At 71.7% G+C, this 26,274-nt stretch carries 21 protein-coding genes and 1 pseudogene; 18 read left to right on the plus strand and 4 right to left on the minus strand.

Annotated elements, in window-relative coordinates:
• The first annotated feature begins 306 nt into the window (after positions 1 to 306).
• Positions 307 to 1,173, plus strand: a complete 867-nt coding sequence (locus H7X46_RS13900) for an IS5 family transposase (RefSeq protein WP_186359805.1) — start codon at positions 307 to 309, stop codon at positions 1,171 to 1,173.
• Between the two features lie 200 nt (positions 1,174 to 1,373).
• Here the strand turns inward: H7X46_RS13900 and H7X46_RS13905 are convergent, their stop codons facing one another.
• From H7X46_RS13905 to H7X46_RS13920, 4 genes are all read right to left on the minus strand, one after another.
• Positions 1,374 to 2,096 (minus strand): alpha/beta fold hydrolase, encoded by a 723-nt coding sequence (locus tag H7X46_RS13905; RefSeq protein ID WP_186359806.1) that lies wholly within the window; start codon positions 2,094 to 2,096, stop codon positions 1,374 to 1,376.
• 105 nt (positions 2,097 to 2,201) lie between these two features.
• On the minus strand, positions 2,202 to 3,167 hold the full coding sequence (locus H7X46_RS13910; protein ID WP_186359807.1) for an AraC family transcriptional regulator: 966 nt from the start codon (positions 3,165 to 3,167) through the stop codon (positions 2,202 to 2,204).
• A 665-nt stretch (positions 3,168 to 3,832) separates the two neighbouring features.
• Entirely contained in the window at positions 3,833 to 4,108 is a 276-nt protein-coding gene (locus H7X46_RS13915; protein ID WP_222131305.1) for a transposase, read from the minus strand.
• A gap of 160 nt (positions 4,109 to 4,268) precedes the next feature.
• Entirely contained in the window at positions 4,269 to 4,973 is a 705-nt protein-coding gene (locus H7X46_RS13920) for a TetR/AcrR family transcriptional regulator (RefSeq protein ID WP_186359808.1), read from the minus strand.
• A gap of 203 nt (positions 4,974 to 5,176) precedes the next feature.
• Between H7X46_RS13920 and H7X46_RS13925 the strand changes: the two genes are divergently transcribed.
• The 17 genes and pseudogenes from H7X46_RS13925 to H7X46_RS14005 all read left to right on the plus strand — a co-directional run bounded on the left by H7X46_RS13925 (position 5,177) and on the right by H7X46_RS14005 (position 26,256).
• Positions 5,177 to 5,983, plus strand: coding sequence for a CoA transferase subunit A (locus tag H7X46_RS13925; protein WP_186359809.1), 807 nt, complete (start codon positions 5,177 to 5,179; stop codon positions 5,981 to 5,983).
• Complete coding sequence (locus H7X46_RS13930) at positions 5,980 to 6,843, plus strand: CoA-transferase (protein ID WP_186359810.1); 864 nt, start codon at positions 5,980 to 5,982, stop codon at positions 6,841 to 6,843. The genes H7X46_RS13925 and H7X46_RS13930 overlap by 4 nt, the downstream gene beginning before the upstream one ends.
• Positions 6,840 to 8,153, plus strand: coding sequence for an acyl-CoA dehydrogenase family protein (locus H7X46_RS13935; RefSeq protein WP_186359811.1), 1,314 nt, complete (start codon positions 6,840 to 6,842; stop codon positions 8,151 to 8,153). The genes H7X46_RS13930 and H7X46_RS13935 overlap by 4 nt, the downstream gene beginning before the upstream one ends.
• Positions 8,150 to 9,073 carry an enoyl-CoA hydratase gene (locus H7X46_RS13940; RefSeq protein WP_186359812.1) on the plus strand — a complete coding sequence of 308 codons (924 nt, stop codon included), beginning with the start codon at positions 8,150 to 8,152 and terminating at the stop codon, positions 9,071 to 9,073. Before H7X46_RS13935 ends, H7X46_RS13940 begins: the two co-directional genes overlap by 4 nt.
• Complete coding sequence (locus H7X46_RS13945; RefSeq protein ID WP_186359813.1) at positions 9,070 to 11,184, plus strand: hydantoinase/oxoprolinase family protein; 2,115 nt, start codon at positions 9,070 to 9,072, stop codon at positions 11,182 to 11,184. Before H7X46_RS13940 ends, H7X46_RS13945 begins: the two co-directional genes overlap by 4 nt.
• The gene (locus H7X46_RS13950) at positions 11,184 to 13,490 is read left to right on the plus strand and encodes a hydantoinase B/oxoprolinase family protein (RefSeq protein WP_370588763.1); all 2,307 of its coding nucleotides are present in this window, start codon (positions 11,184 to 11,186) and stop codon (positions 13,488 to 13,490) included. The genes H7X46_RS13945 and H7X46_RS13950 overlap by 1 nt, the downstream gene beginning before the upstream one ends.
• On the plus strand, positions 13,480 to 15,132 hold the full coding sequence (locus tag H7X46_RS13955) for an AMP-binding protein (protein ID WP_186359815.1): 1,653 nt from the start codon (positions 13,480 to 13,482) through the stop codon (positions 15,130 to 15,132). Before H7X46_RS13950 ends, H7X46_RS13955 begins: the two co-directional genes overlap by 11 nt.
• Positions 15,129 to 16,154: a phosphotransferase family protein gene (locus H7X46_RS13960; RefSeq protein ID WP_186359816.1), complete on the plus strand. Its 1,026-nt coding sequence runs from the start codon at positions 15,129 to 15,131 to the stop codon at positions 16,152 to 16,154. Before H7X46_RS13955 ends, H7X46_RS13960 begins: the two co-directional genes overlap by 4 nt.
• Positions 16,155 to 16,197: 43 nt before the next feature.
• Entirely contained in the window at positions 16,198 to 17,415 is a 1,218-nt protein-coding gene (locus tag H7X46_RS13965) for an acetyl-CoA C-acetyltransferase (protein ID WP_186359817.1), read from the plus strand.
• A complete protein-coding gene (locus H7X46_RS13970; protein WP_370588764.1) occupies positions 17,412 to 18,527 on the plus strand; it encodes an NADH:flavin oxidoreductase/NADH oxidase in 1,116 nt (371 codons plus the stop codon). The genes H7X46_RS13965 and H7X46_RS13970 overlap by 4 nt, the downstream gene beginning before the upstream one ends.
• Positions 18,528 to 18,561: 34 nt before the next feature.
• Entirely contained in the window at positions 18,562 to 20,196 is a 1,635-nt protein-coding gene (locus tag H7X46_RS13975) for an FAD-dependent monooxygenase (protein ID WP_186359818.1), read from the plus strand.
• Complete coding sequence (locus H7X46_RS13980; protein ID WP_186359819.1) at positions 20,193 to 21,518, plus strand: MFS transporter; 1,326 nt, start codon at positions 20,193 to 20,195, stop codon at positions 21,516 to 21,518. Before H7X46_RS13975 ends, H7X46_RS13980 begins: the two co-directional genes overlap by 4 nt.
• 286 nt (positions 21,519 to 21,804) lie before the next feature.
• Positions 21,805 to 22,170, plus strand: a complete 366-nt coding sequence (locus H7X46_RS13985; protein WP_222131306.1) for a hypothetical protein — start codon at positions 21,805 to 21,807, stop codon at positions 22,168 to 22,170.
• Between the two features lie 164 nt (positions 22,171 to 22,334).
• Positions 22,335 to 22,865: pseudogene (locus H7X46_RS29635) on the plus strand (IS110 family transposase); the annotation flags it as partial.
• A 50-nt stretch (positions 22,866 to 22,915) separates the two neighbouring features.
• Positions 22,916 to 23,059, plus strand: coding sequence for a hypothetical protein (locus H7X46_RS13995; protein WP_370589071.1), 144 nt, complete (start codon positions 22,916 to 22,918; stop codon positions 23,057 to 23,059).
• Between the two features lie 502 nt (positions 23,060 to 23,561).
• Positions 23,562 to 24,971 (plus strand): FAD-dependent oxidoreductase, encoded by a 1,410-nt coding sequence (locus tag H7X46_RS14000; RefSeq protein WP_186359820.1) that lies wholly within the window; start codon positions 23,562 to 23,564, stop codon positions 24,969 to 24,971.
• Positions 24,964 to 26,256 (plus strand): NAD(P)/FAD-dependent oxidoreductase, encoded by a 1,293-nt coding sequence (locus H7X46_RS14005; RefSeq protein ID WP_186359821.1) that lies wholly within the window; start codon positions 24,964 to 24,966, stop codon positions 26,254 to 26,256. The genes H7X46_RS14000 and H7X46_RS14005 overlap by 8 nt, the downstream gene beginning before the upstream one ends.
• Positions 26,257 to 26,274 lie beyond the last annotated feature (18 nt).

Genomic DNA, 26,274 nt, shown 5'->3' on the forward strand with positions numbered 1-26,274 from the left:
GTCAATGGCTTGCTTTGGGGTCAGCTTCGGTGAGACAGGACAGCCGCCGCTGGCTGGCGCTCCTCGGGCGGGTCCTGGCCGCCCGCCTGGATGCCCCCGCCGTCACCGCCGACAAGGCGTGGACCGTGCTCGACGTCGGTGTGAGTGCGGCCCGGCGCCCTGACCCGCCACGCCGAGTACCTCTACCAGAAAAGATCACCTAAGAGCGACCGGCAAATGATGTTCCTGGCGTGTCGACGCAGGTAGAGGCACGGACCCGACGTGATCATGCGGAGTGTCGAAGTCCCATGATCGTGTGGAGGGCCCGTGCCTCTGCTTCCAGCATCCCTGATCGAGCCGCTGTGGGTCGAGTTCGCTGACCTGATCGGGTCCGAACAACGGCCTGAGTTCTCGCCGATCCATCCCTGGGGCTGCCACCGCCGCCGGATCCCGGACCGGGTCGTGTTCGAGCACGTGATCGCCGCGCTGGTACATGGCAGCGGCTACGAACGCCTGGCCGGCCCGGGCTGCTCGGACCGCACCATCCGCCGTCGACTCGACGACTGGGCCCGGGCCGGCGTCGGACAGAAGCAACTGCGCCGCGCCCTGGCCGCCTACGATCAGATGATCGGGCTCGACCTGGACGACCTGTCGGTGGACGGGTCGATCACCAAGGCGCCGTGCGGAGGCGAGGTCGCCGGACGCAGCCCGGTCGACCGGGGCAAACAGGGCACCAAACGCTCCGTCGCCGCCGACGGTCAGGGGATCCCGCTGCGCCTGATCGCCGCCCGCGCCAACGATCACGACTCCCCGCTGCTCGAACCCACCCTGGCCGGAGTCTGCGACATGATCGGCCCGCTACCCGAGACCCCACAGGGCCCGGGGATGCACCTGGACCGCGGCTACGACTCGGCCAACAACCGCGACCCGCTCGAGGTCCTCGGCTACGACGCCCACATCGCGGTCAAGGGCGAACCCGCCCCGATCCAGGCCGGCAAGCGGTGGCCGGTGGAGCGCCTCCACGCCTGGATGAACGGGTTCGGCAAGCTGCGCCGGCTCACCGACAAACGCCGCGACATCGCCGAGTTCTACCTCAACCTCGCCGCCGCGCTCACCGTCATCCGCCGCCTGATCAACCGAGCACGGACGCTCTACCGCTGGCCCACAAGGCCGACCACCCGCAGACTCCGCTGAACATCATTTGCCGGTCGCTCTAAGCCCATCTCGACGCGATCCTGCTCGACCACGCCGCTGAAACCGCTCCCCCACGTTGATGCGGAGGTCTGCCACGATCAGAGGTGAATGGAGGGCGGCTGGGCCTCCCGAATGCTCGACCTGTGGGATCGAGCACCACGGGCGTGGCATCGCGGCGCGCGGGCCGGTGGTGCCGTTCGTCAGTCCCGCCCGGCCTCCACGAACTTCCTCGCGGTGAGCTCGGGCTCGGTCAGCAGCACCTCGTGGCTGCCGGGCATGCCGACGAGACGGAAGACGCCGAGCCGGTTCGACAGCCGCGGGTGGCGGCCCCACTCGCCCTGGGTGATGTCGTTGTCCTCGTAGGGCGCGAGGTAGCTGAACGCGTTCGGGACGCGGTCCCATCCGGTCATGTCGGCGGGATCGGTGAACGTCCCGAAGGGCTGCGGCCGGAGCCGCTCGTACACCTCGCGGGCCTGCTCGTCGGACCCGTCGTTGAAGAAGGCATCGCGCCAGACGGTGTAGGGCAGCACGACCGACCCGTCGCCGCGCTCATGCGCACTCGCCCGGAGAGCGTCGTGCAGGTGCGGCGGGATCTCGTCGACCAGCGCTTTGCCCTGCTGCGGGACGAAGGCGGCGAAGTAGACGAGCCGCCTGACTCGCTCCGGCATCTCGATCGCCACGCGGGAGATCAGGTAGCCGCCCCAGCTGTGCCCGACGAGAACGTACTCGCGGAGGTCGTGCTCCCGGATGTGGTCGATGATCGGCTGCGCGGCGCCGCGCAGGTCAACGTGCTTGTCGTCGGTGGGACCGAGGCCACCGGCCGTGGGTGTGTGGACTTCGTGGCCGCCGGCTTCGAGGTAGCCGCGAACGGGCTCCCACAGGTCGCCGTGGTGCCATGCGCCGTGGACGAGGACGAATCGCATCTGGTGCTCCTCCGGTAGACGTTGTCCGTGCGCAGCAGTGTCGGGAGCGGCCCACTGCCGGGCTATCGCTGTGGCGCAGCGGCACTGTCGGATTCGCGAAACGCGTCAGCGGGTGCCGGTGCGGACGGCCGAGGGCGACACCCCGAACCGGGCCCGGAAACGCCCCGCGAACTCGCCGAGGTGGACGAACCCGCAGGCCAGAGCCACGTCGGTGACGGTCGGGCCGCCCGGTCCTCCTGCGCGGAGCATCGCGTGGGCGCGATCGAGACGTGCCTCACGCAGCCACTGGCCCGGCGTGCGGTCGAGCTCACGCCGGAACCCGAGCTGCAGGCTGCGCAGGCTGACGCCACAGTGGTCGGCCACCGTGCCCATGCTGATCGGCTCTGCGAGGTGGTCGCGCAGGTAGTCCATGGCGCGGCGGATCCGGGCCGACGGGGCGGCGGCGCCGTCCAGGCACCGGTCGCGGGGCTGACCGAGCACGAGGGCCTCGACGACAAGCCGCTCGAGCCCGCCGAGCAGCCGGTTCCGGACGACCGGGTCGGTCACCGCGGCCGCGGCGACGATGCCCTCGATCGCGCTGTGCAGGACGTTCGCCGGAACGGGGAGGGCGAGTGCGAGATCGGGTCGTGCCGGCCCGCCCACCTCGTGCAGTACAGCTGCGATCGCCTCGACCCGGAACCGGTCGAACCGCAGCACGACCTGGTCGTACGAGGCGTCGATGTCGAACCGGAACTCGCGGTAGGGGCTGACGACTGCGCCGGCCCCGGGAGCGGGTATGACCGTCTCGGCGCCGTAGCGGAACCGGGCGGTGCCGGCGGTCGGCAGGCTGACCAGGAAGTCCTGCTCGATGGACGCGGCTGGCAGGACCGTCACGTCGGTGCCGTAGTGGAGCCGGTTGACCGACATCGGGCCTGCGTCCAGGTGGCGGAGCCGGGTCGAGATCCGGCGTGGCCGGCCCCGCAGCCGGAGGTCGTGCGGACGCAGCGCGGCGGTGCAGGCCGCGACCACCTGGTCGGGGTCGCAGACTGGAGGGAGCATCTGCGGTGCGTCGTCGAGCAGGTGACGGTTCATGAGGGCTCCCTCCGGCCAGCGGACCAGACGGTAGCGGGGTCGGCTGCCGAGAGGCGTCCGTGATACGGCCGCCGGGTGCGTGCCGGTACTCGATGATCCGGCGACCCCGGGCCGTGCGGAAAGCAACACGCTGCACATCCGGGGCACCGACTCGACCTTGGTCGTCGACCCCTCGCTGGCGCTCATCGAGGGCGCGCCGCCCGCCGACACCGTGTTGATCACGCACTTGCACGAAGATCACCCTGCTGGCCGGGCAGCCATGACGTGCCGGTCCAGACTCACGTCGACGACCTGGCCGCGCTGCGTTCGCACGAGGTCATCGCTTCCGCCGGGGCCAGGTTCGATGAGAAAACCGGCTGCCCGCCCGTCTCACTGAAACTGACTCCCCGCAGGTCATCCCTGAAGGGGCGGGGCCGGTCAACCCCTGTTCTTGGTGGTGATCTTCTTTCTGGGCGTTGTCCGGCTGCGTGTGGGCGCGTCGGACGACGCACGCTGTTCAAGCCGGAGAACGTGATCGGGTGTGGCTCCCGCAGGTGGGTCGGTTCGAGGGGTCGAGGTACAGCTCCAGCGCCGGTGCCCCGGCTACGGACAGGCCCCGGTGGGGCTGTCGGTCATCCCTTCGCTCTGGGCATGGAGTGCTGCGACGGGGTTCGCGGTAGGCGAGGTCAATCAGAGGGGGCGACCACGCCGATGTTGCGGCCGCGGCGGGCGCCGACCTGGTCACGGAACCCGCCGAGGCGGGTGTGGCCGGGCAGACGCTGCACGGCCTCGACCGCGGCCCAGCGCACCAGCCGGCTGCCCTGTTTGGTGATCCGACCCCGGTGCACCGTCGTGTCCGACTCGCGGTGTTTCGGGGTCAGCCCGGCCCAGCTGGCCAGCTGCGCCGGCCCCGGGAACCGGGTGATGTCGCCGATCTCGGCGACGAACACCGCCGCGAGCACCGGCCCGCAGCGCACGGGTGTGCCGGCTCGCCGGCCAGGTTGTGCTGCTCGTCGGGATCGTCGACGAGGTCGAACAACTGCTCCCCGCCACCGACGAACCGGGTGTAGCGGTACCGCTCGTCGCAGAGCGTGCGGGACCAGACGTCGGGCAGGTCGTGCCTTACCCTCGCCCGTCCCCGCCGTCGGTGCGCGAGACCTGACGCTGGAGCAGGTCGAGGTCGGCCCGGATGGCAGCGAACGTGTCGTCGATGCCGGAGGAGCGCGTCCGGCGATCGCAGCGGGCCACCGAACGCACGGCCATCTCTGCTATCTGATCCACCAGCGCGCCAGCGTCGGCCCCCGGCGCGTCGGGACGGAACCACCAGGCGATCCAGTTGCAGGAGCCGAGAATCGAGAACGCGGCAGCGCGCTCGTCGACCGGCCAGAACTCCCCCCGTTCCACGCCGTTCTCGATGATCCGGCTCATGTGCGACAGGATCGCGCGTTTGGCCTTCTCGTGCCGCTCGCGGAACGCGTCGGGCAGCAGGTGTTCGCTCCGGTCCAGCAGCCGGAACCGCGCCGGATGTGCACAGATCCGCAGGCAGATCGACCGGACGGACGTCGCGAGGCGTTCCGCCGGGCTGAGATCGCTGGCCTCGGCTTCGGCCAGCTCGCTCGCCGCGGTCTCGGTCAGCCCGCTGACGAGCATCCCGAGCAGGTCCTCCTTGCTGTCGATGTAGTGGTACAGCGACGGCCGGGTCACGCCGATCGACTCGGCGATGTCCTTCAGCGTGGTGCCTTCGAAGCCACGCTCGGCGAACAGCTGTGCAGCCTGGTCGAGCAGCTCGTGCTCGACCAGGCTGCGACGCGAACCGCGACCGGCCACGTCTCATCCCCCTCCGACCGTCGGACTCGGGTCGACCTTCGGTTCAGCGTATCCGGGGTCACCGAAGCCACCGACCGCCGTCCCGACCACGTCGGCAGCCGGCCAACGGGATCCGACGTGACACGTGCTTGACGGTGAGCCGGCTCACCGCTAGCTTCCGACTTCAGAGTAGATTTAGCGACTCACGAGTCAGAGGATAGCGGATGAGCAAGGTTGTCTCGCTCGACGAGATGGTGGCGGCCGTACCGCCCGGCGCCGTGGTGTCGTTCGGTGGCGGTGGCATGGTGCGCAAACCCATGGCCGCGGTGGCGGCACTGGCGCTGCGGCGCACGCCGGTCCGGGTGTCGGTGTTCCTCGGCGGCCCCGACGTCGACCTGATGCTCGGCCTCGGTGACGTGGCCGAGTTGCAGTTCGCCTACGTCGGGCTGGACGCTCTCGGGCTGTCACCGCACTACCGGCGGGCTCGCGAAAAGGAGGGGCTCCCGGTTGTGGAGTGGACCGAGGCGATGTACATCGCCGGCGTCGAGGCCGGCTGCCGGCGGGTGCCGTTCATGCCGACCCGCAGCGGGCTCGGCGTGGACGTGATGGAGCTGCCGGGGACCCCGTTCGCGCGCTTCCCGTGCCCGCTGACCGGCGAGATGCTCACTGCGGTCCCGGCGATCACCCCCGACGTGTTCGTCCTGCACGCCAACGAGGCGGACCGGGCCGGGAACGTGCGGATCACCGGGGACGGGTTCCTCGACCCGCAGCTGGCGCGCGCCGCGACGACGGTGTACGTGACGGCCGAGCGCGTCGTCGACCGGCTCGGCGGCGCCACCGAGCACGAGACGACCATCTCGCGGCTCTGGGTGGACGGGGTGGCCGAGGTGCCGGAGGGGAGCGGGTTCACCGCGTCCTTCCCGGGGCGCCCACTGGACTACCGAGTGGCGGGTGAGTACGTCGAGCGGTGCACGGACCCGGAGTGGCTGCGCGAGTACGCCGGCGCACTCGCCGCGGGGGTGTCCCGGTGAGCGCGGCGGAGCAGGCCGGCGGGTACACGGTCGAGGAGCAGGTCATCTCGGTCCTCGCGCAGATCTACCGCGGCGAGGTCATCGCCGTCGGCGCGACGGCGTGTGCGGAGATCGCGACCCGGTTGGCGAAGGTCCTCTACGCACCCGAGATCGTGCTGATGGCCGGCGGGAGCATGGCCGGCTACGACTGCGCGGCCACGCCGAAAGCCCTCAACGACGAGTGGGTGTCGTCGGAGACGGCGGTGCGCGGCTCGGACTGGATCGAGACCTTTGACCTCATCTCGGCGGGCAAGTACGCGATCTGCATGGGTCCGGTCCAGGTCGACCGGACCGGGTCGTGCAACATCTCCGTGCTCGGCGACTGGCGGCGTCCCAAGGTCGCCCTCATCGGTTCACGGGGCATCCCCGACGACATGGTCCGGCTCGAGGAGCTGACGTTCCACGTCCGCAGGCACACGCCCCGCTCGATCGTCGAGCGGGTCGACTTCCGGTGCGGGCTGGGGTTCGGCCCGGAGCGCGACAAGATCGGCCTCACGCTCGGCGAACCGCGGATGCTGGTGACCGACCTCGGCGTCTTCGACTTCGACCGCACCGGGGCCGGCATGCGCGTACGCTCCTTGCACGCCGGCGTGACCTTCGACGACGTCGCCGCCGCGACCGGTTTCGAGCTGCTGCCTCCCGACGGTGAGATCCCCGCGACGCCGCCGCCGACCGCCGAGGAGCTGCGCCTGATCCGCGAGGTGATCGACCCGCTCGGGGTGCGCCGGCTCGACGCCCCCGCACCGCCGGCCGGGCTGCTCGCCGAGCTCGCCGAGGCCGAGCGTGACCTCTGGACCACCGCACCGGGGGGACACCGATGAGCTGGGACTTCGACACCGACCCCGAGACGGCCGCGGAGCTGGCCTGGATCCGCGAGTTCATCGACACCAAGGCGATCCCGCTGGAGTCGCTCGAGCTCGACGTAGACGAGTTCGACCGCGCCGCCGCACCGCTGATCGAGGAGGTCAAGGACCGCGGGTTGTGGGCCGCGCACCTGCCGCCCGAACACGGCGGCACCGGCCGGGGCCAGCTACGCCTCGCGCTGATGAACGAGATCGTCGGCCGGTCCCGGGTCGGCCCGACCCTGTTCGGCACGGCCCCGCCGGACTCCGGGAACCTCGAGCTGCTGGCCTCGCACGCGACGCCGGAGCAGCGCGAACGCTACTTCGACCCGCTCCTCGCGGGGACGGTCCGCTCGTCGGTGGCGATGACCGAACCCGACGCGGGCGCCGACCCCACCCTGCTGTCCACCCGGCTGGAACGCGACGGCGACGGCTGGGTGCTCAACGGGCACAAGTGGTTCGCCACCAACGCCTCGCTCGCCGACTTCCTGCTGGTCATGGCGGTGTCCGAGCCGGAGGCCGCGCCGCGGGACCGGGCGACGGTCGTCATCGTCGACCGGTGCACGCCCGGGGTCGACGTCCGCCGCGACATCGCCTCGATGGAGGACCCGCAGCCGCGGCCGGGACAGATCGAGAACCACTGCGAGGTCGTCCTCACCGACGTCCGGCTGCCCGCCGGCTCGGTACTGGGCCGGCCCGGGCAGGCGTTCGCGATGATGCAGGAGCGGCTCGGCCCGGCCCGGGTGCACCACTGCATGCGCTGGATCGGACAGGCCCAGCGAGCCCTGGACATGCTGTGCGAGCGAGCCACTTACCGCTTCTCGCACGGATCCACGCTGGCCGAGAAGCAGACCGTCCAGAACTGGATCGCCGACTCGGCCGCCGAGATCGCCGCGGCCCGGCTGCTCACCCTGCACGCGGCCTGGCGGATCGACACGGTCGGGTCGAAGGCGGCCCGGACCGACATCGCGCTGATCAAGTTCTACGGCGCGGCGGTGCTGCACGACGTGATCGACCGCGCCGTGCAGGCCCACGGCTCGCTCGGCTTCTCCGCCGACCTGCCGCTGGAGTCGATGTACCGGCGCGCCCGGGCCGCCCGGATCTACGACGGCCCCGACGAGGTGCACCGGCAGAGCGCCGCGCGGATGCTGCTGCGCGGCTACACCCCGCCGGCCGACGGTGTGCCGACCGAGCACCTCCCCCGCCGGCGCGCGGCCGCACGCACCCAGTTCGCCGGGGCCCTCGCCGCGGACCCACCGACACACGACACCGAGGAAGGCCGCCGATGACGTCAACAGTTCAGTACGAGGTCGTCGAACCGGGGATCGGCGTGATCACGTTGAACCGCCCGGACAAGCGCAACGCGCAGGACGTCCGCATGACTTACGAGCTCAACGACGCGTTCGAGCGCGCCGCGCGCGACGACGCGGTCAAGGTGATCGTGCTGGCCGCCGCCGGCCCGCACTTCTCGGCCGGGCACGACCTGAACGACGTCGTGTGGCACGACGAGTTCACCCAGGTCAGCAACTGGGGCGGTTACGGCGAACCCGGGGCCGAGGGGTGGGTCGCCCGCGAGGAGGAGATCTACCTGGAGATGTGCGCGCGCTGGCGGTCGATCCCGAAGCCGACCATCGCCGCGGTCCAGGGCCGGGCGATCGGCGGCGGGCTGATGCTCGCCTGGGTCTGCGATCTCATCATCGCCGCCGACGACGCCGTCTTCTGCGACCCGGTGGTCGCCATGGGCGTCTGCGGCGTGGAGTGGTTCGTCCACCCCTGGGAGCTCGGCCCGCGCAAGGCCAAGGAGCTGCTGTTCACCTCGGGCTCCTGGGACGCCGACGAGGCCCACCGCCTCGGGATGGTCAACAGCGTGGTCCCGCGCGACGAACTCACCGATGCCACCCTCGCGCTCGCGCGACGGATCGCCGCGCAGCCGATGTTCGCGCTGCGGCTGACGAAGGAGGCGGTGAACCAGGCGACCGACATCCAAGGACAGCCCTCGGCGGTGCGGGCGGCCTTCTCCCTGCACCAGCTCGCGCACACCCACAACCTGGAGCGGTACGGGATCTGCCTGGACCCGGCCGGCATCCCGCCGGCCCTGCAGGACCGCTTCCCCCAGGCCGAGCCGGACGACAAGCTCCGGGCGGAACGCCGCGCCGACCGGGTCGCGGCCGTCGCGGACCACCCCCACCCCGGAAAGGCGCAGGCATGAGCTACGTGATCGGTATCGACGTCGGGGGCACGTTCACCGACGCCGTCGCGGCACGCGACGACGGCACCATGATCTCGACCAAGACGCCCTCGACCCCGCCCGACTACGCCGAGGGCGTCGTCCGGGTGCTCGACGAGCTCTCGGAGCAGATCGGGCTCGACTGCTCCGAGCTGCTCGCCGACACCTCCTACATCGCCCACGGCACCACGTCGGCCCTCAACGCGCTGGTCATCGGCGACGTCGGCACGGTCGGCTGGCTCACCACGGCCGGGCACCGGGACTCGATCTACATCATGAACGTGGTCGGCCGGTACGCCGGCAACAGCCCCGAGCAGATCCAGGACATCCTGCACACCCGCAAGCCGGTGCCGCTGGTCCCGAAGAGCCGGGCCAAGGAGGTCGTCGAGCGGATCGACTACAAGGGCAGTGTGATCGTCCCGCTGGACGAGGAGCAGGCCCGCGAGCAGATCCGCGACCTGATCGACCAGGACGTCGACGCGATCGCGATCTCGACGCTGTGGTCCTTCCGGAACCCGGTGCACGAGCGCCGGCTGCGCGAGCTCGTGCACGAGCAGGCAGCCGGGATGTACGTGACGCTGTCCAGCGAGCTCTCCCCGCGGATCCGGGAGTTCTCCCGCAACGCCACGACGATCATGAGCACCCAGGTCGGGCCGGCGCTGGCCCGCTACCTGGAACCGCTGGAGGACCGGCTGCGACGCTCCGGCCTGCGCGGTCCGCTGCTCGTCATGCAGGGCAACGGGGGCACGCTCGCCGCCCGGGAGGCCCCGAAGACCGCCATCACCACCGTCGGGTCGGTGCTCAGCGGCGGGGTGACCGGCGCGACCCGGCTCGCCGACCAGCTCGGGCACCGCAACGTCATCTGCACCGACGTCGGCGGCACGACGTTCCTGGTGGGCCTGATCGTCGACGGCGAACCCGTCCGGTCCACCCACACGGTGATCAACCAGCACATCATCGACGTGCCGATGCTCAAGGTTCAGGCCATCGGCAGCGGCGGTGGCGCCATCGCGCACGTCGACGCAGGCGGCAACCTCCGGGTGGGGCCGCGCAGCGCGCAGGCCGTCCCGGGCCCGGCCTGCTACGACCAGGGCGGCACCGAGCCGACCGTCACCGACGCCGACCTGGTGCTCGGCATCCTCAACCCGGACAACTTCCTCGGCGGCCGAAAGACGCTGTCGGTGAAGCGGGCCCGGGAGGCCATCGAGGCGCACATCGCCGCCCCGCTGGGGCTCAGCGTCGAGGACGCGGCCGCAGCCGTGTTCGCGGTGCAGAACTCGCAGACCGCCGACCTGGTGCGCAAGGTCGTCGTCGAGTCCGGGGAGGACCCCCGCGACTTCGTGGCCTACGCCTTCGGCGGCGCCGGACCGGTGCACTGCTTCTCCTACGGCGCCGAGCTCGGGGTCGCGCGGACCGTGGTGCCGCTCGGGCCGTCGGCCGCGGCGTTCTCGGCCTACGGCCTGGCGGCCAGCAACGTCGGTGTGATCAAGGAGGCGTCCGATCCGGCCACCTACCCGGTGCCGCCGGCGCAGGTCAACAAGGCGTTCGAGGCGCTCGAGGCCGAGGCCCGCGATGCCCTGCGCTCGCAGGGGGTCGAGCTCGTCGACGTCGTGCTGCGCCGCGAGATCGACATCCGCTACACCATGCAGTTCGCCGAGCTCGCGACGCCGGTCCCCGCGGGACCGCTCGGTGAGGACGACCTGGCGGCGGTGATCACCAGCTTCGAGGAGCGCTACGCACGCACCTTCGGCGAGGGGACCGGGTACTCCGACGCCGGCTTCCAGTTCATCACCTACCGCGTCCGCGCCACCGGCGTGCTGCCGGCCGAGGTCGTGCTCCCCGAGGCCGAACCGTCGGCCGGGCACGACGTCACCGACGCGATCACCGGTCACCGGCCGGTGCTGCTCGACCCGCGGTACGGCTTCGTCGACACCGCGGTCTACGACTATCGCCGGCTCGCTCCCGGGGACCGTTTCACCGGCCCCGCGGTCGTCGAGGTCCCGACCACGACCGTCGCGGTCTCGGCCCACGACACCGCAGAGATCGACCGGCTCGGCAACCTCGTCCTGCACCACCACACCGAGGAGCGATGATGACCGCGGTTCCCGGATCGGAGATCTTCAACAGCCGCCCCGTCGACGTCGAGGCCCTGCGCGCCGGGGTGCCGGCCGGCCTGCGGCTGCACACGGTGGGCCAGGACCTCGTCGACGGCCTGGACCCACTGACCTACGAGGTGGTCCGCCACCGCCTGTGGTCGATCACCGACGAGATGGGCGAGACGCTCAAGCGGATGTCGGGCTCGGTCGTGGTGACCGAGGCGAACGACTTCGACTTCGCGATCTGCGACGAGGTCGGGCAAGAGGTGCAGATCGGGCTGTACAACACCTTCCTCTCGGCCTCCCTGGACCTTGCCGTCTACTGGACGCTGCAGCACCGGGCGGAGAACCCCGGCATCGCCGACGGCGACATGTTCCTGTGCAACGACCCGTGGGTCGGCGGCGGGCTGCACCAGAACGACGCCACCGTGTTCGCCCCGATCTTCTTCGACGGCCAGCTGTTCAGCTGGTCCTCCGCGGTCGCCCACCAGCTCGACGTCGGGGGTGTCGCGCCGGGATCGTGGACACCGCGCGCCCAGGACGTCTTCTGGGAGTCGCTGCCCACCCCGCCGATCAAGGTGGTCCGGGACAACGTGCTGCAGCGCGACGTCGCCGAGATGTGGACCCGACGGTCCCGCACCCCGATGCTGCTCTCGCTCGACCTGCGGGCGAAGGTGGGCGCGAACATCACCGCCCAGACCCGGATGCGGCGGCTGCTGGACGCCTACGGCCCGGACACCGTCAAGGCCGTCATGAAGCGGATCATGGACGACGCCGAGCAGCGACTGCGCGCCAAGCTCCGTGAGCTGCCCGACGGGACCTGGCGCGCCACCGGCTACCAGGAGCACTCCGGGCAGGGCGACCGCGGCCTGTACAAGATCGAGCTCGCGATGACCAAGACCCACGACCGGCTGGTCTTCGACTTCCGCGGCACCGACGCGCAGACCGGCATGATCAACTGCCCGTACTCGGGGGTCCGCGCGGGGATCATGTCGGCACTGCTGCCGGTGCTGGCCGGGGACATCCCCTGGGCCGGCGGCGGGCTGATGCGGTGCTTCGACATCATCGCCGACGAGGGAACGATGATCAACGCGTCGTTCCCGGCCGCGGTCGGGAAGGGACCGGTCGGACCGGCCTGGGCGGCCGGGAACCTGGTCAACGAGTGCCTCGCCAAGATGCTCGACTCCCGGCCACACTCCCGCCGGGCCGTGCAGTCGGTGTGCGCCGGAACCTTCGACATGGTCGCGCTGGCCGGCGTCGACCAGCGCCGGACACCGTTCGTCTCGCTGGTCATGGACACAATGGCCGGGGGCTACGGCGCCGGCGTCGACCGGGACGGGGTGGACACCGGCGGCATGTTCGTCATCCCGATGGGGCGTGCCCCGGACGCCGAGATGACCGAGTTCACCTCCCCCGTGCTGCTGCTCTGGCGGCGGGAGGAGATCGACTCCGGCGGCCCGGGCACCCAGCGGGGCGGCGTCAGCGGATCGGTGTGCCTCGTCCCGCACGACACCCCCGCCCCGCTCGGGGCCGTGTTCTCGGGCTCGGGCAAGACCACCAGCCAGAACACCGGGCTCGCCGGCGGCTATCCCGGCAACAGCCAGCTCGACATCGTGCTGCGTGGCGCGGCGGCGCGGCAGGCGCTGGCCGCCGGCCGGATCCCGAAGGACCTGGCCGAGGTCGGCGGCACCCGGGACGTCATGGGCGGCGAGGTCGAAACCGGGATCTCCCTCGACGACGCGGTGTTCGTGCACTGGCAGAGCGGCGGCGGCTACGGGGACCCGCTGCACCGCGATCCGGAGGCCGTCGCCACCGACGTCCGGGAAGCCCGGGTCTCCCCCGCAGCCGCGACCGACGTGTACGGGGTCGTGCTCGACGACGCCGGCCAGGTGGCCGCCGAGGCAACCCGGGCCCGGCGCGCGGTGCTGCGCACCGAACGCCGCACCGCGGCCGGTCTGGACGGCGGCGGCGAGCAACCGGCCGGGCATCCGGACGTCGACGGCGAGCAGCTCGACGACAACCAGGTCCTCGGTGCCGACGGGACGGTGCGGTGCCGGCACTGCGGGACCGACCTGGGCGACCTCGGCGAGCACTACCTGGCGCAGCTTCCCCGGGTGCAGATCCCGCCGTCGGGTGCCGGACCGCACGTCTGGGCCGACCCGTCGACCTACATCGACCGGGACGTCGTGTTCCGCCAGGTCCTGTGCCCGGGCTGCGCGACGGCGTTGCTCAGCCAGGTCGTGCCGGCCGACCACCCGCTCCCGGCGGACGTCCTCGGGGCGGGGGGCCACTGTGCGCACTGAGCACCCGACCGGGCCGTTCCCGCGGCACCCGGAGCCGCTCGCCGCGCGCTACCGCGCCGCCGGGGCCTGGGAGGACACCACCATCGGTGCGGAGCTGCGGCGCACCGCCACGCGGTTCCCGGACCGCGTGGCGGTGGTCGACGACGAGCGGCGCCTGACCTACGCCGAGCTCGACCGGGCGGCCACCAACGTCGCCAGGATGCTGGCGGACGACGGCCTGCGCGCCGGCGACGTGGTGATCGTCCAGTCCGGCAACGTGGTCGAGACCCTCGTCGGCATGTACGGGCTGGTCCGGGCCGGGCTGGTACCGGTGTGCGCGCTGCCGCAGTCGGGCCCGCGCGACATCGCCGACCTCGCCACGATCACCGGGGCGCGCGGGCATCTGGTGCAGGCCGACTGGCCCCGCTCCGACCTGCCGGCGGCGGCGGTCGCGCTGCGGGCGGACCACGACATCCGGACGCTGACCGTCCGGGGCGAGGTGGACGGCGCGCTGTGCCTGGATCACCCCGGTGACCGGTCCGGCGCCGTGCTCCCGCGCGCCGGCGCGGAGGACGTCGCTCTGCTGCAGCTCTCCGGCGGTACCACCGGTACTCCGAAACTGATCCCCCGGCTGCACTGCGACTACCTCTGCAACGCCCGGGCGTGGGCGCGCGTGTCGGAATGGGACGAGCACGTCGTCGCGATGCACGCGCTGCCCGTGGCGCACAACGCCGGCCTGGTGCTGTGCGTGCTGCCCGCGATGCTCGCCGGCGGCACGGTCGTCCTCGCCCCGGGCGCGGACGCCGCCACCATCGCCCGGCTCGTCGCCCGGGAGCAGGTCACCGACATGGTCGTCAACGCGACCGTCGTCTACCGCCTGCTCTCCTCGCCGGAGGTCGGCCGGAGCGACCTGGCGTCCCTGCGCCGGATGGCCGTCGGCCCGCAGACCCCGGAGTACGCCGCCCGGCTGGAGTCCGAGCTGGGCGTCCGGGCGCTCGGTGTGTTCGGGATGGGTGAGGGCATGATCATGCGGACCCCCTGGGACGCCCCGCGCGAGGCCAGGCTGCACACCGTCGGTACCCCGATCCACCCGCTCGACGAGGTCCGGATCCTCGACGAGGACCGCACCGACGTGCCGCCCGGGGAGATCGGTGAGCTAGCCTGCCGGGGCCCGTACACGATCCCGGGCTACTACGCCGCTCCCGAGCACAATGCGAGGGCTTTCACCCCGGACGGTTTCTACCTCACCGGTGACCTGGCGCGGGCCCGCGAGATCGGGGGGACGACCTACTACTCGATCGAGGGGCGGATCAAGGACAACGTCAACCGGGGCGGGGAGAAGGTCCACGCCGACGAGATCGAGCGGCTGCTGGTGACCCACCCGGCGATCGCCGAGGTCGCCGTCGTCGGGATGCCCGACCCCGAGCTCGGGGAACGGGTGTGCGCCTACGTCGTACCGCGCGCCGGGGCCGCGGCACCCACGGTCGCCGACCTCGCCGGTTTCCTGCTCGGCCACGGCCTGGCGAAGTTCAAGCTGCCCGAGCGGGTCGAGATCCGCGCCGAGCTGCCGACGACCAGCATCCGCAAGGTCGCCAAGAACCGGCTCCGTGCCGACATCGCCGAGCTGCTGGCCCGGGAGCGCTCCACGGCGGTGGGCACGTGAGCACCGGCGTGGCGACCGCACTCCCGCTCGACCGGCTCGAGCCCTGGCTCGCCGAGCACGTGCCGGGGCTGGAACCGCCGCTGACCCCGGTCCTGATCGCCGGCGGGCGGTCCAACCTCACCTACCGGATCACCGACGCGACCGGCCGGGCGGTGGCGCTGCGGCGCCCGCCGGGCGCGGTCGGGGTCCGGGGCGCGCACGACGTCGGGCGCGAGTACCGGGTGCAGGCCGCGCTGCGCGACGGGTCGGCCGTGCGGGTGCCCCCCGTGCTCGCCCACGCCGATGAGGACGGACCGCTCGGCGTGCCGTTCTACCTGATGGAGTTCGTGGACGGTGTCGTCGTGCGGGACGCCGCCGCGGCGGCCGGCCTGCCCGAGCCGGCCCGGCGGGCGTGCGGCCTCGCGCTCGTCGACCAGTTGGTGGACCTGCACCGCACCGATCCCGCCCGGATCGGGCTCGGCGACCTCGGGCGCCCGGACGGGTACCTGGAGCGCCAGCTGCGCCGCTGGCGCGGCCAGATCCCCGAGGGCGCCGCCGCCTCGGCGGCGCTCGCCGAGGTGCACGAGATCCTCGTCCGGCGGATGCCGTCGCAACGAGGGTCCGCGCTGCTGCACGGCGACTTCCGGCTCGACAACGTGATCGTCACGCGGTCGGGGCAGGTGCGGGCCGTCCTGGACTGGGAGCTCTCCACGCAGGGCGACCCGCTCGCCGACCTCGGCTGGCTGCTCCTGTACTGGCGGCCTCCGGACGACCTGGCCGGGGTGCTGCCCGCGGGCAGCGAGCTCCCCGGCTTCGCGGACGGCGCCGAGCTCGCGGCCCGCTACGCGGCCGGCACCGGTACCGACCTGTCCGACCTGCCCTACTACCTCGGCTTCGCCGCGTGGCGCCTCGCCGTCATCACCCTCGGTGTCGCGGCCCGGTACGTGGCCGGTGCCCGCGCCGGGGGCCACGTCGACGTCGACCGGCTCGCCGGCGACGTCCGGCTCCTCACCGCCGCCGCCCGGCGGCACCTCGCGCCCTGACGCCGGTCCCCACCGGCTCACCACCTCCGTGAAAGGTTCACCGATGCCCGACGCCGTCGTCGTGTCGACCGCCCGCTCGCCGATCGGCCGAGCGGTCAAGGGATCGCTGGCGCAGATGCGGCCGGACGATCTCGCCGCCGCCACCGTCCGCGCCGCCCTGGACAGGGTGCCCGGGCTCGACCCGTCCGCGCTCGACGACCTCATGCTCGGCTGCGGCTGCCCCGGCGGGGAGCAGGGCCACAACATGGCCCGGGTCGTCGCCGTCCTGCTCGGCCTCGACACGGTCCCCGCGACGACCGTGACCCGCTACTGCGCGTCGAGCCTGCAGACGTTGCGGATGGCGTTCCACGCCATCCGGGCCGGGGAAGGGTCGAGCTTCGTGGCCGCCGGGGTGGAGACGGTCAGCCGGTTCGACCGGGGACACAGCGACTCGGTCCCGGGCACGACCAACCCCGTCTTCGGCGACGCCGGCGCCCGTACCGCCCGCCTCGCTGCTACAGGCGCGCCCTGGGCGGATCCCCGGGCCTCCGGCGCACTCCCGGACGTCTACATCGCGATGGGGCAGACCGCGGAGAACGTCGCCCGGCTCTACGGCGTCAGCCGCGCCGACCAGGACGAGTTCGCCTGCCGCAGCCAGAACCTGGCCGAGGAGGCGGTCGCCTCCGGCTTCTGGGACCGGGAGATCACACCGGTCACCACGCCGGACGGCACCGTGGTGACCCGTGACGACGGACCACGATCCGGGGTCACGGTGGAGAAGCTCGCTGCGCTCGACCCGGTGTTCCGCGCGGACGGCACGGTGACGGCCGGCAACTGCTGCCCGCTCAACGACGGCGCGGCAGCGCTGGTCGTCACGAGCGACGAGCGCGCACGCGACCTCGGTCTGACCCCGCTCGCGCGGATCGTGGCGACGGGCGTCTCCGGTCTCAGCCCGGAGATCATGGGAGTGGGCCCGGTCCAGGCCACCACCAACGCGCTCGCCGCGGCCGGGATGACCATCTCCGACATCGATCTCATCGAGATCAACGAGGCGTTCGCGGCCCAGGTGCTGGCCTCGCAGCGCGAGCTGAAGCTCGATCTCGACCGGCTCAACGTCAACGGCGGCGCGATCGCGGTGGGCCACCCGTTCGGCATGACCGGCGCGCGGCTGGTCACCACCATGATCAACTCGTTGGAGTGGCACGACGCGCAGGTCGGGCTGGTCACCATGTGCGTCGGCGGCGGCCAGGGGATGGCCGTCGTGCTGGAGCGGCTGTCGTGAACGGTGCGCCGGAGGCGCCGCCCCTGCTGTTCACACCGTTGCGGCTGCGCGACCTCACCATCAGGAACCGGGCGTGGCTGTCGCCCATGTGCCAGTACAGCGTGCACGCCGAGGACGGGATCCCCACCGACTGGCACCTCGTCCACCTCGGGGCCCGCGCGGCCGGTGGTTTCGGACTGGTCATGACCGAGAGCACGGCCGTGCTCCCGGACGGCCGGATCAGCCCGCAGGACACCGGCATCTGGAACACCGAACAGGCACGGGCGTGGCACCGGGTGACCGAGTTCGCGCACGGGCAGGGTGCCGCCATCGGGATCCAGCTCGCCCACGCCGGGCGGAAGGCCTCGACCTGGGCGCTCGCGCTGCGTCGGGACGGCAGCATTCCCGAAGCCGAGGGCGGGTGGCCCGTCATCGCGCCGTCCGCGGAGGCGCTGGTCGGTCTCGCGACGCCCCGCGCGATGAGCCGCGCCGACGTCGCCCGGGTGGTCCGCGCGTTCGGGGACGCGGCCGAGCGTGCGGACCGGGCCGGTTTCGACGTCGTGGAGCTGCACGGCGGGCACGGCTACCTCATCCACCAGTTCCTGTCCCCGCTGTCCAACCACCGCCGGGACGCCTACGGCGGGTCGTTCGAGAACCGGTGCCGGTTCCTGGTCGAGGTCGTCGCGGCGGTGCGCGAGAAGTGGCCGTGCGGCAAGCCGCTGTTCGTGCGGTTCTCCGGCCACGAGTGGGCCGAGGGCGGCTGGACCCTCGGGGAGACCGCGGAGCTCGCCGCGCAGCTCCAGCCGCTCGGCGTGGACCTCGTCGACATCTCGTCGGGCGGTGTCGTCGCGCCGACCGAGCGGATCTCGGTGGGCCCCGGCTACCAGGTCCCGTTCGCGCGCGACGTCCGCGCGAAGTCCGGCGTCCCGACCGGAGCCGTCGGCATGATCACCGATCCGGAGCAGGCCGAGGACATCCTGGCCGACGGCTCCGCGGACGCCGTCCTGCTCGGCCGGGTCGCCTTGCGCGAGCCCGCCTGGCCGCTGCGCGCCGCGCACGCGTTCGGCGTCCCGCGGGACGCCGCGCCGTATCCCACCCAGTACTTGAAGGGCGCGTGGCCCCGGAAACGGTAATGGCCACCTGCCTCCCGAACGGAGGACGCCAGCAATGGCAGAGAAGATCGTCTCCATCATCGGCGGAGGGCCGGCCGGTCTCTACGCGGCCAGGCTGATGAAGCTGCGCCGGCCCGACTGGTCGGTGACCGTCCACGAGCGCTCCACCCACGACGACTCCTTCGGGTTCGGCGTGAGCCTGACCGGCCGCGCGCTCGCCTCGTTCCGCCAGGCCGACGAGGAGAGCCACCAGGAGATCCTGGCGCTCGGCGTGGCCGCGCCGAGCGCGGAGTTCCGCCTCCCGACCGGCACCGTGCGCATCCCCGGGTTCAGCCGCGGGGTGGCCGTCGCGCGCCGGGACCTGCTCGGGCTGCTGGTGCGGCTGTGCCGGGCGTCCGGGGTCGACCTGCGCGAGGGCAGCACCGCCGACGTCGACGAGCTGCGGCGGCACTCGGACATCGTCGTGGTCGCCGACGGCGCCGGTAGCCCGTCCCGGTCGCGGCTGCGCGAGGAGCTCGGTGTCCGGGAGAGCTTCGCCCGCGACGCGTTCATCTGGTGTGCCGCGGAGGTCCCGCTCGATGCCGCGACCTTCGTCCCGATCGAGACCGAGCACGGCGTCTACGCCACCCACTCGTATCCCTACACCTCGACCATGTCCGGCCACGTCATCGAGGCGTCCCTCGAGACCGTCCAGGCCGCCGGGATGTCCGTCGGACCCCGCGCCGACGGCGGATCGGACATGGTGGCGCTCGAGTACCTGTCCGAGGTGTTCTCCGAGATCCTGAAGGGTCAACCGCTGATCGGGAACCGCTCGGTGTGGGGTCGGTTCCGCTGGGTGTCCTGCGAGCGGTGGCACCACGACCGCGTCGTCGTCATCGGCGACGCGGCCGCGACCGCACACATGTCGCTGGGGTCCGGCACGAAGCACGCGATGGAGAGCGCGATCTCGCTCGCCGACGCGCTCGTCGCGGAGGACTCGGTTCCGGACGCGTTCGCCCGGTACGAGCAGTGGCAGCGCCCGGCGACCGCGGAACTGCAGGACCGCTCGTTCCGCAGCAGCCTGTGGTGGCAGTCGATCGACCGGAGGCTCGACCTCGCGCCGTCCCGGCTCGCGGTGTCCTACCTGACCCGGGCCGGCGCCATGTCGCTGGACAAGCTGCTCGCCTCGGCGGGCGGCCTGACGACGGACGCCGCGACCGCCGTCGGCGGCGGTGCGACCCCGCCCGACCTCGATCCCGCGGCGTTCGAACGTTGGGTTCTCGAGCGGCCGCTGTCGGTGCGGCAGGACGTGGAGCTGGCCCGGCGGCTGATCGGTCCCGACACCTCGGACGTCGTGACCGTGGCAGGGGAACGGGAAGCCCGCGAGCAACGCCACCTGCGCCCCGGCGCGGTCGTGCTCGTGGACCTGACGGTGGACACCGGTGACGCCTGGGGCGACGAGGCAGCAGCCGTCGTCACCCGGGCCCGCGCGTGCCTGGCCGCCGGGGCGGACGGGGTCCGGCTGGTCGGGAAGCCGACGCGCGACGCCCTTCTCGACCGCCTCGCGCTGGCCGAGCGGATCCGCACCACGACCCGGGCCACGGTGGCCGTGTCCGGACCGGACGAGCACCGCACCGACCTGGTGGAGGGGCTGCTGGCCGGCCGGCTCGACCTCGTCGAGTTCCCCGACCGGGAAGGAGAGGTCCGATGAACGAGCCCGTCTCGCGGCCGGCGATCGACCGCACCCCGCCCACCGTTCTCCTGCTGTGCCTGGCCTGCATGACGCTGGAGGGCTACGACGTCATCGCGTTCGGTGCCGCGCTGCCGCTGCTCCTGGCCGACACGACCTGGAACGTCACGGTGGCCCAGGCCGGCCTGCTGGGCAGCCTGACGCCCGTCGGCATGCTCGTCGGGGCCGTCGGCGCAGGCCTGTTGACCGACCGGCTGGGCCGGCGCAGGCTCGTCCTGCTCAGCACGGCGGTCTTCTCGCTGGCGATGATCCTCAGCGGGATCGCGCCGACGATCGCCGTCCTGGCGGCGGGACGGTTCCTCGTGGGCCTCGGCGTGGGCGGGGTGCTCCCGTCGATCACGGCCCTGGTCTACGAGTACTCGGGCCCCGGCCGGCGGAACATCAACACCGCCCTGACGTTCGCCGGGATCGGGATCGGTGGTGCCGCCTCCGCGGTCGTCGCCGGCGTGCTGGGACCGGAGTACGGGTTCCGCGTCGTGTTCCTGGTGGGTGGCTTGGCCGCGGTCGTCATCCTTCCGGCGGCGATCGTGTACCTGCCGGAGTCGCTCATCCACCTGCGCAGCCGGGGCCGCGTGGACGACGCCCGCCGGTGGGCCGCCCGTCTCCGTCTCGATCCCGCCGTGGCCGAGACCCCGGCGCCGTCGGCGGAGAGCGCCGGGCGACTCACCATCCTGATGTCGGCACCGTTCCGACGCACCACCGTGGTGTTCTGCCTGATGACCTTCGCATCACTGCTGACGTTCTTCGGCCTCTACACGTGGCTGCCGCAGCTGATGCGGTCCGCGGGTTACGAGCTCGGTTCCGCGCTGACGTTCCTGGTGGTGCTCAACCTCGGCACGACCGTCGGACCGCTGTGCCTCGCATTCCTCGCCGACCGCATCGGATCACGCCCCGCCACCGCGGTCGCGTTCCTCATCGCCGCGGTCGGGGTCGCCGGGATGAGCCGGCCGCTGCCGGGACCGATCCTCTACGGCGTCGTGGTGCTGGCGGGGATCGGCGCTGTCGGTACCCAGATCCTCATCAACGTCTTCATCGCCAGCCGGTACCCGATCCAGGTGCGCGCCACCGCGATCGGGACCGCCCTCTCGGCCGGTCGGCTGGGCGGGATCGTCGGCCCCGTCTACGGCGCGCTGCTGGTGTCGTCGAACCTGTCGACGGTCGCCGTGTTCCTCGCCTTCGCCGCGCCGGCGGTGGTCGGGGCCACCCTGACAATGGCGGTCCCGCGCGCATCCCAGATCGCGCGCGGAGCATCGGTCCGGCCGCACCGGACCGAAGCTCCGTGAGTCGGCCCATTCCCCGACACCGGCCAACCGGGGATTCTCAGCGAGGCTCGGATCGGCAGCCGAGACGGTGCTGGCCCAGGATGTCGTCCAGCATCGCCCGGGGAATGCCGGCCCCCGTCGGTGCGCAGCCAGGCCCGGCACGCGTCGTCGACAAACCACCTCGATCGCGGCGTGCGCGACACATTCCCCCGCGAAGCCGTCAGGTAGCGTCATCGTGCCGGCATGCGGCGCGCTCTCGGACCGGCTCCGCCGGCGCAAGATCTTCCCCATCGCGGGGGCTCTCGGCATGATCGCCCTGTTCTACCCCCTGCTGCTCCGGCTGAGCCAGCTAGGATTCGGCGTCTATGTTCTCGTCTCGGCGTCCGGCAGGGTCGTGCTGGCCATCTGGCAGGGCGTCTACCCCACCATCCAGGCAGAGCTGTTCCCGGCGTCGGTACGAGTGTCGGGCGTGGGGTTCGCGCACCAGATCGTGATCGCGGTCTTCGGAGGCACCGCCCCACTGATCGCGACCGCATTCATCGGAGCGGGACACCCCACCTGGGTCGCCATCTACATGACCGTAATCGTCGCGCTGTGCCTTTTCGTGTACTTCACGCCCGTTACCTTCTTGATCAAGCCCGGTGAGGCTTGCAGGCCGCCGGCCGCGGTATGACTTGTTGCCCCTGTCGCTTGATGATCTGGGGGGGGTGTTGTCGCCGCGGCCGGAGGACGCCAACGACCGCTGATAGAGACCTGACCGCACGCCGGTCTGCTCGTAACGTGGCTGCCGGCGCGGGTGCTCCAGGTCGGCCTGCCGCGACGAGAAGGGAGCGGCCGTTGCCCGATCCTGATCAGCCTCCGACCGGGTACGCGGTGTTCTGCGGCCTCGACGTCGGCAAATCCGAGCACCATGCCTGCGCACTCGACGCCGAGGGCCAGCGCGTACATGACAAGGCGCTGCCCAACGACGAGACCTCGCTGCGCGAGGTCCTGGCCGTTCTTGCCGAGCGGGGCCCGGTGCTGGTGGTAGTCGACCAGCCGGCCTCGATCGGCGCGCTGGCGGTCGCGGTCGCCCGCAACATGGGCATCGACGTGGCCTACCTGCCCGGGCTGGCGATGCGGCGCATCGCCGACCTGCACCCCGGACAGGCCAAGACCGACGCCCGCGACGCGCACGTGATCGCCGAGGCCGCCCGCACCATGCCGCACACCCTGCGCCCGGTCGGCACCGACGACGAAACCCTCGCCGAACTCAGCGTTCTCGCCGGCTACGACGACGACCTGGCCGGGCAGTCCACCCGGCTGACCAACCGGCTGCGCGACGCGATGCTGCACGTCCACGCCGCACTGGAGCGGCTGCTCGGCCCGCCACCGACGAGGTCGTCCTCGATACCGCCCACCGGCTCGAAGCCGGTTGGGTGCAGGTCAACCAGGGCGGCGGACAGGCAGTCGGCCAGTCCTACGGCGGCTACAAGCAGAGCGGCATCGGGCGCGAAGTGTCGCTTGAGGGCATGCTCGCGGGCTTCACTCAGGCCAAGCAGATCAACGTCCGGATCAGCTGACCGAACGTACGAAGGATCATCGGCCTGCCGGAGCAAACCCCTGCGGAGAGTTCTTCCACAGGCACCAGGTTCGCTGAGACACCCCTGGCCGCTCCCGTCTCACAGAAGCTGACTCCACGCAGGCCACAGCGTGGCGGAGGTGCCAACTTCGTTGAGACAGGACACGGCGGCCTGTGGTGACGGCTCCTGCTGTCGTCGTTGTCCGGCCTCAGTCGAAGTTGCCCCGGCGCGGGCCCGACACGGCCACGGACGGGCCTTCCCGCGATTGCCTGGCGCGCCGGGCTCGACCTCAGCCCGATCGACGTCACCGCCCCGCACGCCGTGCGCTGGCACTGAATTGAGATAACGCCCGTTGTCAGAACTGTTGCCGGTCGATAGGGTCGTGTCCGTCCGACACGCGAAGGCCGAGCTCGTGAGGAGTGCGCCCGGCGCCCCACGGAGTGGTGACGCGGTGTCGCCGACGACCTGGGCACGGTCGGCGGAGTACTCCGAGCAGGGAGGCGTGGCATTGATCACCTACTCGACGTTCACGGGCTGGGTCGACCCGCCGGTCGATCTTCAGGGCAGGTTGGAGGGCGAGACCACCTGCGATGTCGTGGTCGTCGGTGGTGGCCTCGGGGGCATGGCCACCGCGCTCCGGCTGGCCGAGCACGGCGCCGACACCGTGCTGCTGGAGGCCGAGTTCTGCGGGTACGGGGCCAGCTCACGCAATGCGGGACAGCTGGGAGCGGGTCCTGCGGGCGACGGCAGGTTCCTGCGGATCTTCTATCCGCGTCGCCTTCCTGCCATCGCACGTTTCTCCGAGCGGTCCGCACACTTCGCCGAGGGCCTGGTGAAACGACTTGACATCGACTGCGAGTACGAGCCGACGGGCAACGTCCGGGTCGCCTCCACTCCGCACCAGTTCGAGAAGATGCGCAAGACCGGGAAGCTCCTCGAGGCAGCAGGAGCGAGCGCCACGTTCGGCAGCAGCCATGAACTCGGCATTCCGCCCACCTTCCTCGGAGGGCTCCACGAGCCCACCGGGGGCTCGCTGAACCCCGGCAAGTTCAGCCTCGGAGTCCGCCGTGCGGTGATCCGAGCGGGTGTACGGGTCTTCGAGAAGACCACGGTGGAATCGGTGGAGGACCACGGCGGAGGTGTTGTCGTCAGCACTCCCGCCGGTCGGGTTCGCGCGGATCGGGCCGTGCTCGCGACCAACGCTCACGCGCGTGAACTCGCGATCGCCCCGAGGCGACTCGCCGCCCCGATCTGGGTCAGCTTGGTCGAGACCGCCCCGATCGATCCGGAACGGCTGGCTGCAACGGGCTGGACCAGCCGCTCCGGCATCGTGACCACGCACAACATCATGCAGAACTTCCGGGTCACTCGGCGCAACACGATCGTCTCGGGCGTTCGCCGCCTCGAGTCCGGGGGCGGGCGCAGAGCGCTCCCCGCCCGTACATCCGATCCGGCCGTCGTCGCCGACATCACCGGCGGGCTCCACGCCCGTTTCCCCTCGCTGCGCGACGTGCCACTGGAGCGGACGTGGGGTGGCTGGATCGCCATGACGCCGTCCATGCAGCAGATCGCGGGACAGACCACCAGGAACGTCACCTACCTGTGCGCCTGCAACGGCCACGGCCTCGCTCAGGCCCCCTACGTCGGCTCGATGCTCGCCGACCGAATCGCCGGCGGCAGTGTCCACGAAGATCTCGTCACGGTGTGGCGGGACCACCCGCGGTTCGCGCCCGCGATGATCTACAACGCGCCCGTTCTTCGGGCGATGTGGACGGTCGATCGGCTGTCCGACCGCATCCACCGTTCTCCGCAGCGAGGCGACGACGTCGACGGCAACGCGGCAGTGAACACGTCGAGATGCGCTTCCGGCGCGTCGGGAACCGAGGCGGGAGCTCGTGATCGACATGTATGACGTCGCAGTGATCGGGGCAGGGTTCGCCGGGATGACCGCCGCCCGGGATCTCTCTGCCGATGGCTACTCGGTGATCCACCTCGAGGGGCGTGACCGGATCGGTGGCCGGACCTATGCAGGTGAGGCGTTCGGCCGGTCGGTGGAGTTCGGTGGCGCCTACGCGCACTGGACCCAGCCGAACGTGTGGCGGGAACTCGAACGTTACGGGATCGCGCTGGCCGCACCCATGGCGATCGACAAGCTGTACTGGCTCGCGGACGGTGCCGTCCACTCCGGGAGTCCGGTCGAGTACGCCGCCGTCGGCGAGCCGCTGATCGATCGGTTCGTGGCCGACTCGCGGGCGCAGTTCCCCCGGCCGTTCGACCTGTCCGCCGCGGACACCACCGTGATCGAGAAGCAGACGCTCGCGGACCGGCTCGAGTCGCTGGACCTCTCCCCCTACGAGCAGGACGTCGTCGACGGGATGATGTCGTCGCTCGTGCACTCCTACACCGAGCAGGGCCTCGCGCAGTTCCTGTTCTGGACCGCGCTCAACGTCGGTCACTGGCGCTCGTTCATCGAGACGGCCGGGCAGTGGCCGATCCAGGGAGGAACGCGGCGGCTGCTCGACGCGATCGCCGGTGACTCGACGGCGGAACTGCGCCTGACCAGTCCGGTGGACGCCGTCGAGGACGACGGCTCCGGGGTCGTTGTCACCATCCGTGGTGGCGAGCGGGTCAGGGCCCGGCAGGCCGTCCTCGCCGTACCGCTCAACACCCTCCACGACCTGAGGATCACGCCCGAGCTGACCGGGCCGGTCCGCAGGATGGTCGAGGAGAAGCACCCGATGAGGACGCGGAAGCTGTGGGTGCGGGTCCGGGGCGAGATCGAGACGTTCGTGGCCAACGCGCCGGTCGGGAAGCACCCGGTGAACACGGCCAAGACGGAGTACCGCCACGAGGGCGACACGCTGGTCGTGTGCTTCTGCTCCGACGCCTCGTCGATCGACCCGGATGACCACGACGCCGTGCAGCGCGCGCTGCGCCTGTTCGTGCCCGAGATCGAGGTGGTCGATGTCGCCGCCCACGACTGGGTTACCGACGAGTTCTCCCAGGGGACCTGGGTGCATCACCGGCCGGGGAATCTGACGACCGTCGTGCCGCTGATGCACCAGGCGCACGGTCGCATCCGGTTCGCCGGTGGTGACATCGCGCCGATGGGTGTCGGCGGGATCGACGGAGCCATCCAGTCCGGCGCCAAGGCCGCCCGGGACAGCGCGCGGGCGCTCGCGGACGACCGGAGCTGAACGAAGCAGCAGCGCGTG

Source organism: Pseudonocardia sp. C8 (assembly GCF_014267175.1).
Taxonomy (GTDB): Bacteria; Actinomycetota; Actinomycetes; order Mycobacteriales; family Pseudonocardiaceae; genus Pseudonocardia.

Bases quoted from the DNA above. Each gene is read 5' to 3' on its own strand.
- H7X46_RS13935 (WP_186359811.1), top strand. From the start codon at position 6,840: ATGAGCTGGGACTTCGACACCGACCCCGAGACGGCCGCGGAGCTGGCC.
- H7X46_RS13940 (WP_186359812.1), top strand. From the start codon at position 8,150: ATGACGTCAACAGTTCAGTACGAGGTCGTCGAACCGGGGATCGGCGTG.
- H7X46_RS13905 (WP_186359806.1), bottom strand. From the start codon at position 2,096: ATGCGATTCGTCCTCGTCCACGGCGCATGGCACCACGGCGACCTGTGG.
- H7X46_RS13965 (WP_186359817.1), top strand. From the start codon at position 16,198: ATGCCCGACGCCGTCGTCGTGTCGACCGCCCGCTCGCCGATCGGCCGA.
- H7X46_RS13925 (WP_186359809.1), top strand. From the start codon at position 5,177: ATGAGCAAGGTTGTCTCGCTCGACGAGATGGTGGCGGCCGTACCGCCC.
- H7X46_RS14005 (WP_186359821.1), top strand. From the start codon at position 24,964: ATGTATGACGTCGCAGTGATCGGGGCAGGGTTCGCCGGGATGACCGCC.
- H7X46_RS13950 (WP_370588763.1), top strand. From the start codon at position 11,184: ATGACCGCGGTTCCCGGATCGGAGATCTTCAACAGCCGCCCCGTCGAC.
- H7X46_RS13980 (WP_186359819.1), top strand. From the start codon at position 20,193: ATGAACGAGCCCGTCTCGCGGCCGGCGATCGACCGCACCCCGCCCACC.
- H7X46_RS13975 (WP_186359818.1), top strand. From the start codon at position 18,562: ATGGCAGAGAAGATCGTCTCCATCATCGGCGGAGGGCCGGCCGGTCTC.
- H7X46_RS13945 (WP_186359813.1), top strand. From the start codon at position 9,070: ATGAGCTACGTGATCGGTATCGACGTCGGGGGCACGTTCACCGACGCC.
- H7X46_RS13985 (WP_222131306.1), top strand. From the start codon at position 21,805: ATGATCGCCCTGTTCTACCCCCTGCTGCTCCGGCTGAGCCAGCTAGGA.
- H7X46_RS13910 (WP_186359807.1), bottom strand. From the start codon at position 3,167: ATGAACCGTCACCTGCTCGACGACGCACCGCAGATGCTCCCTCCAGTC.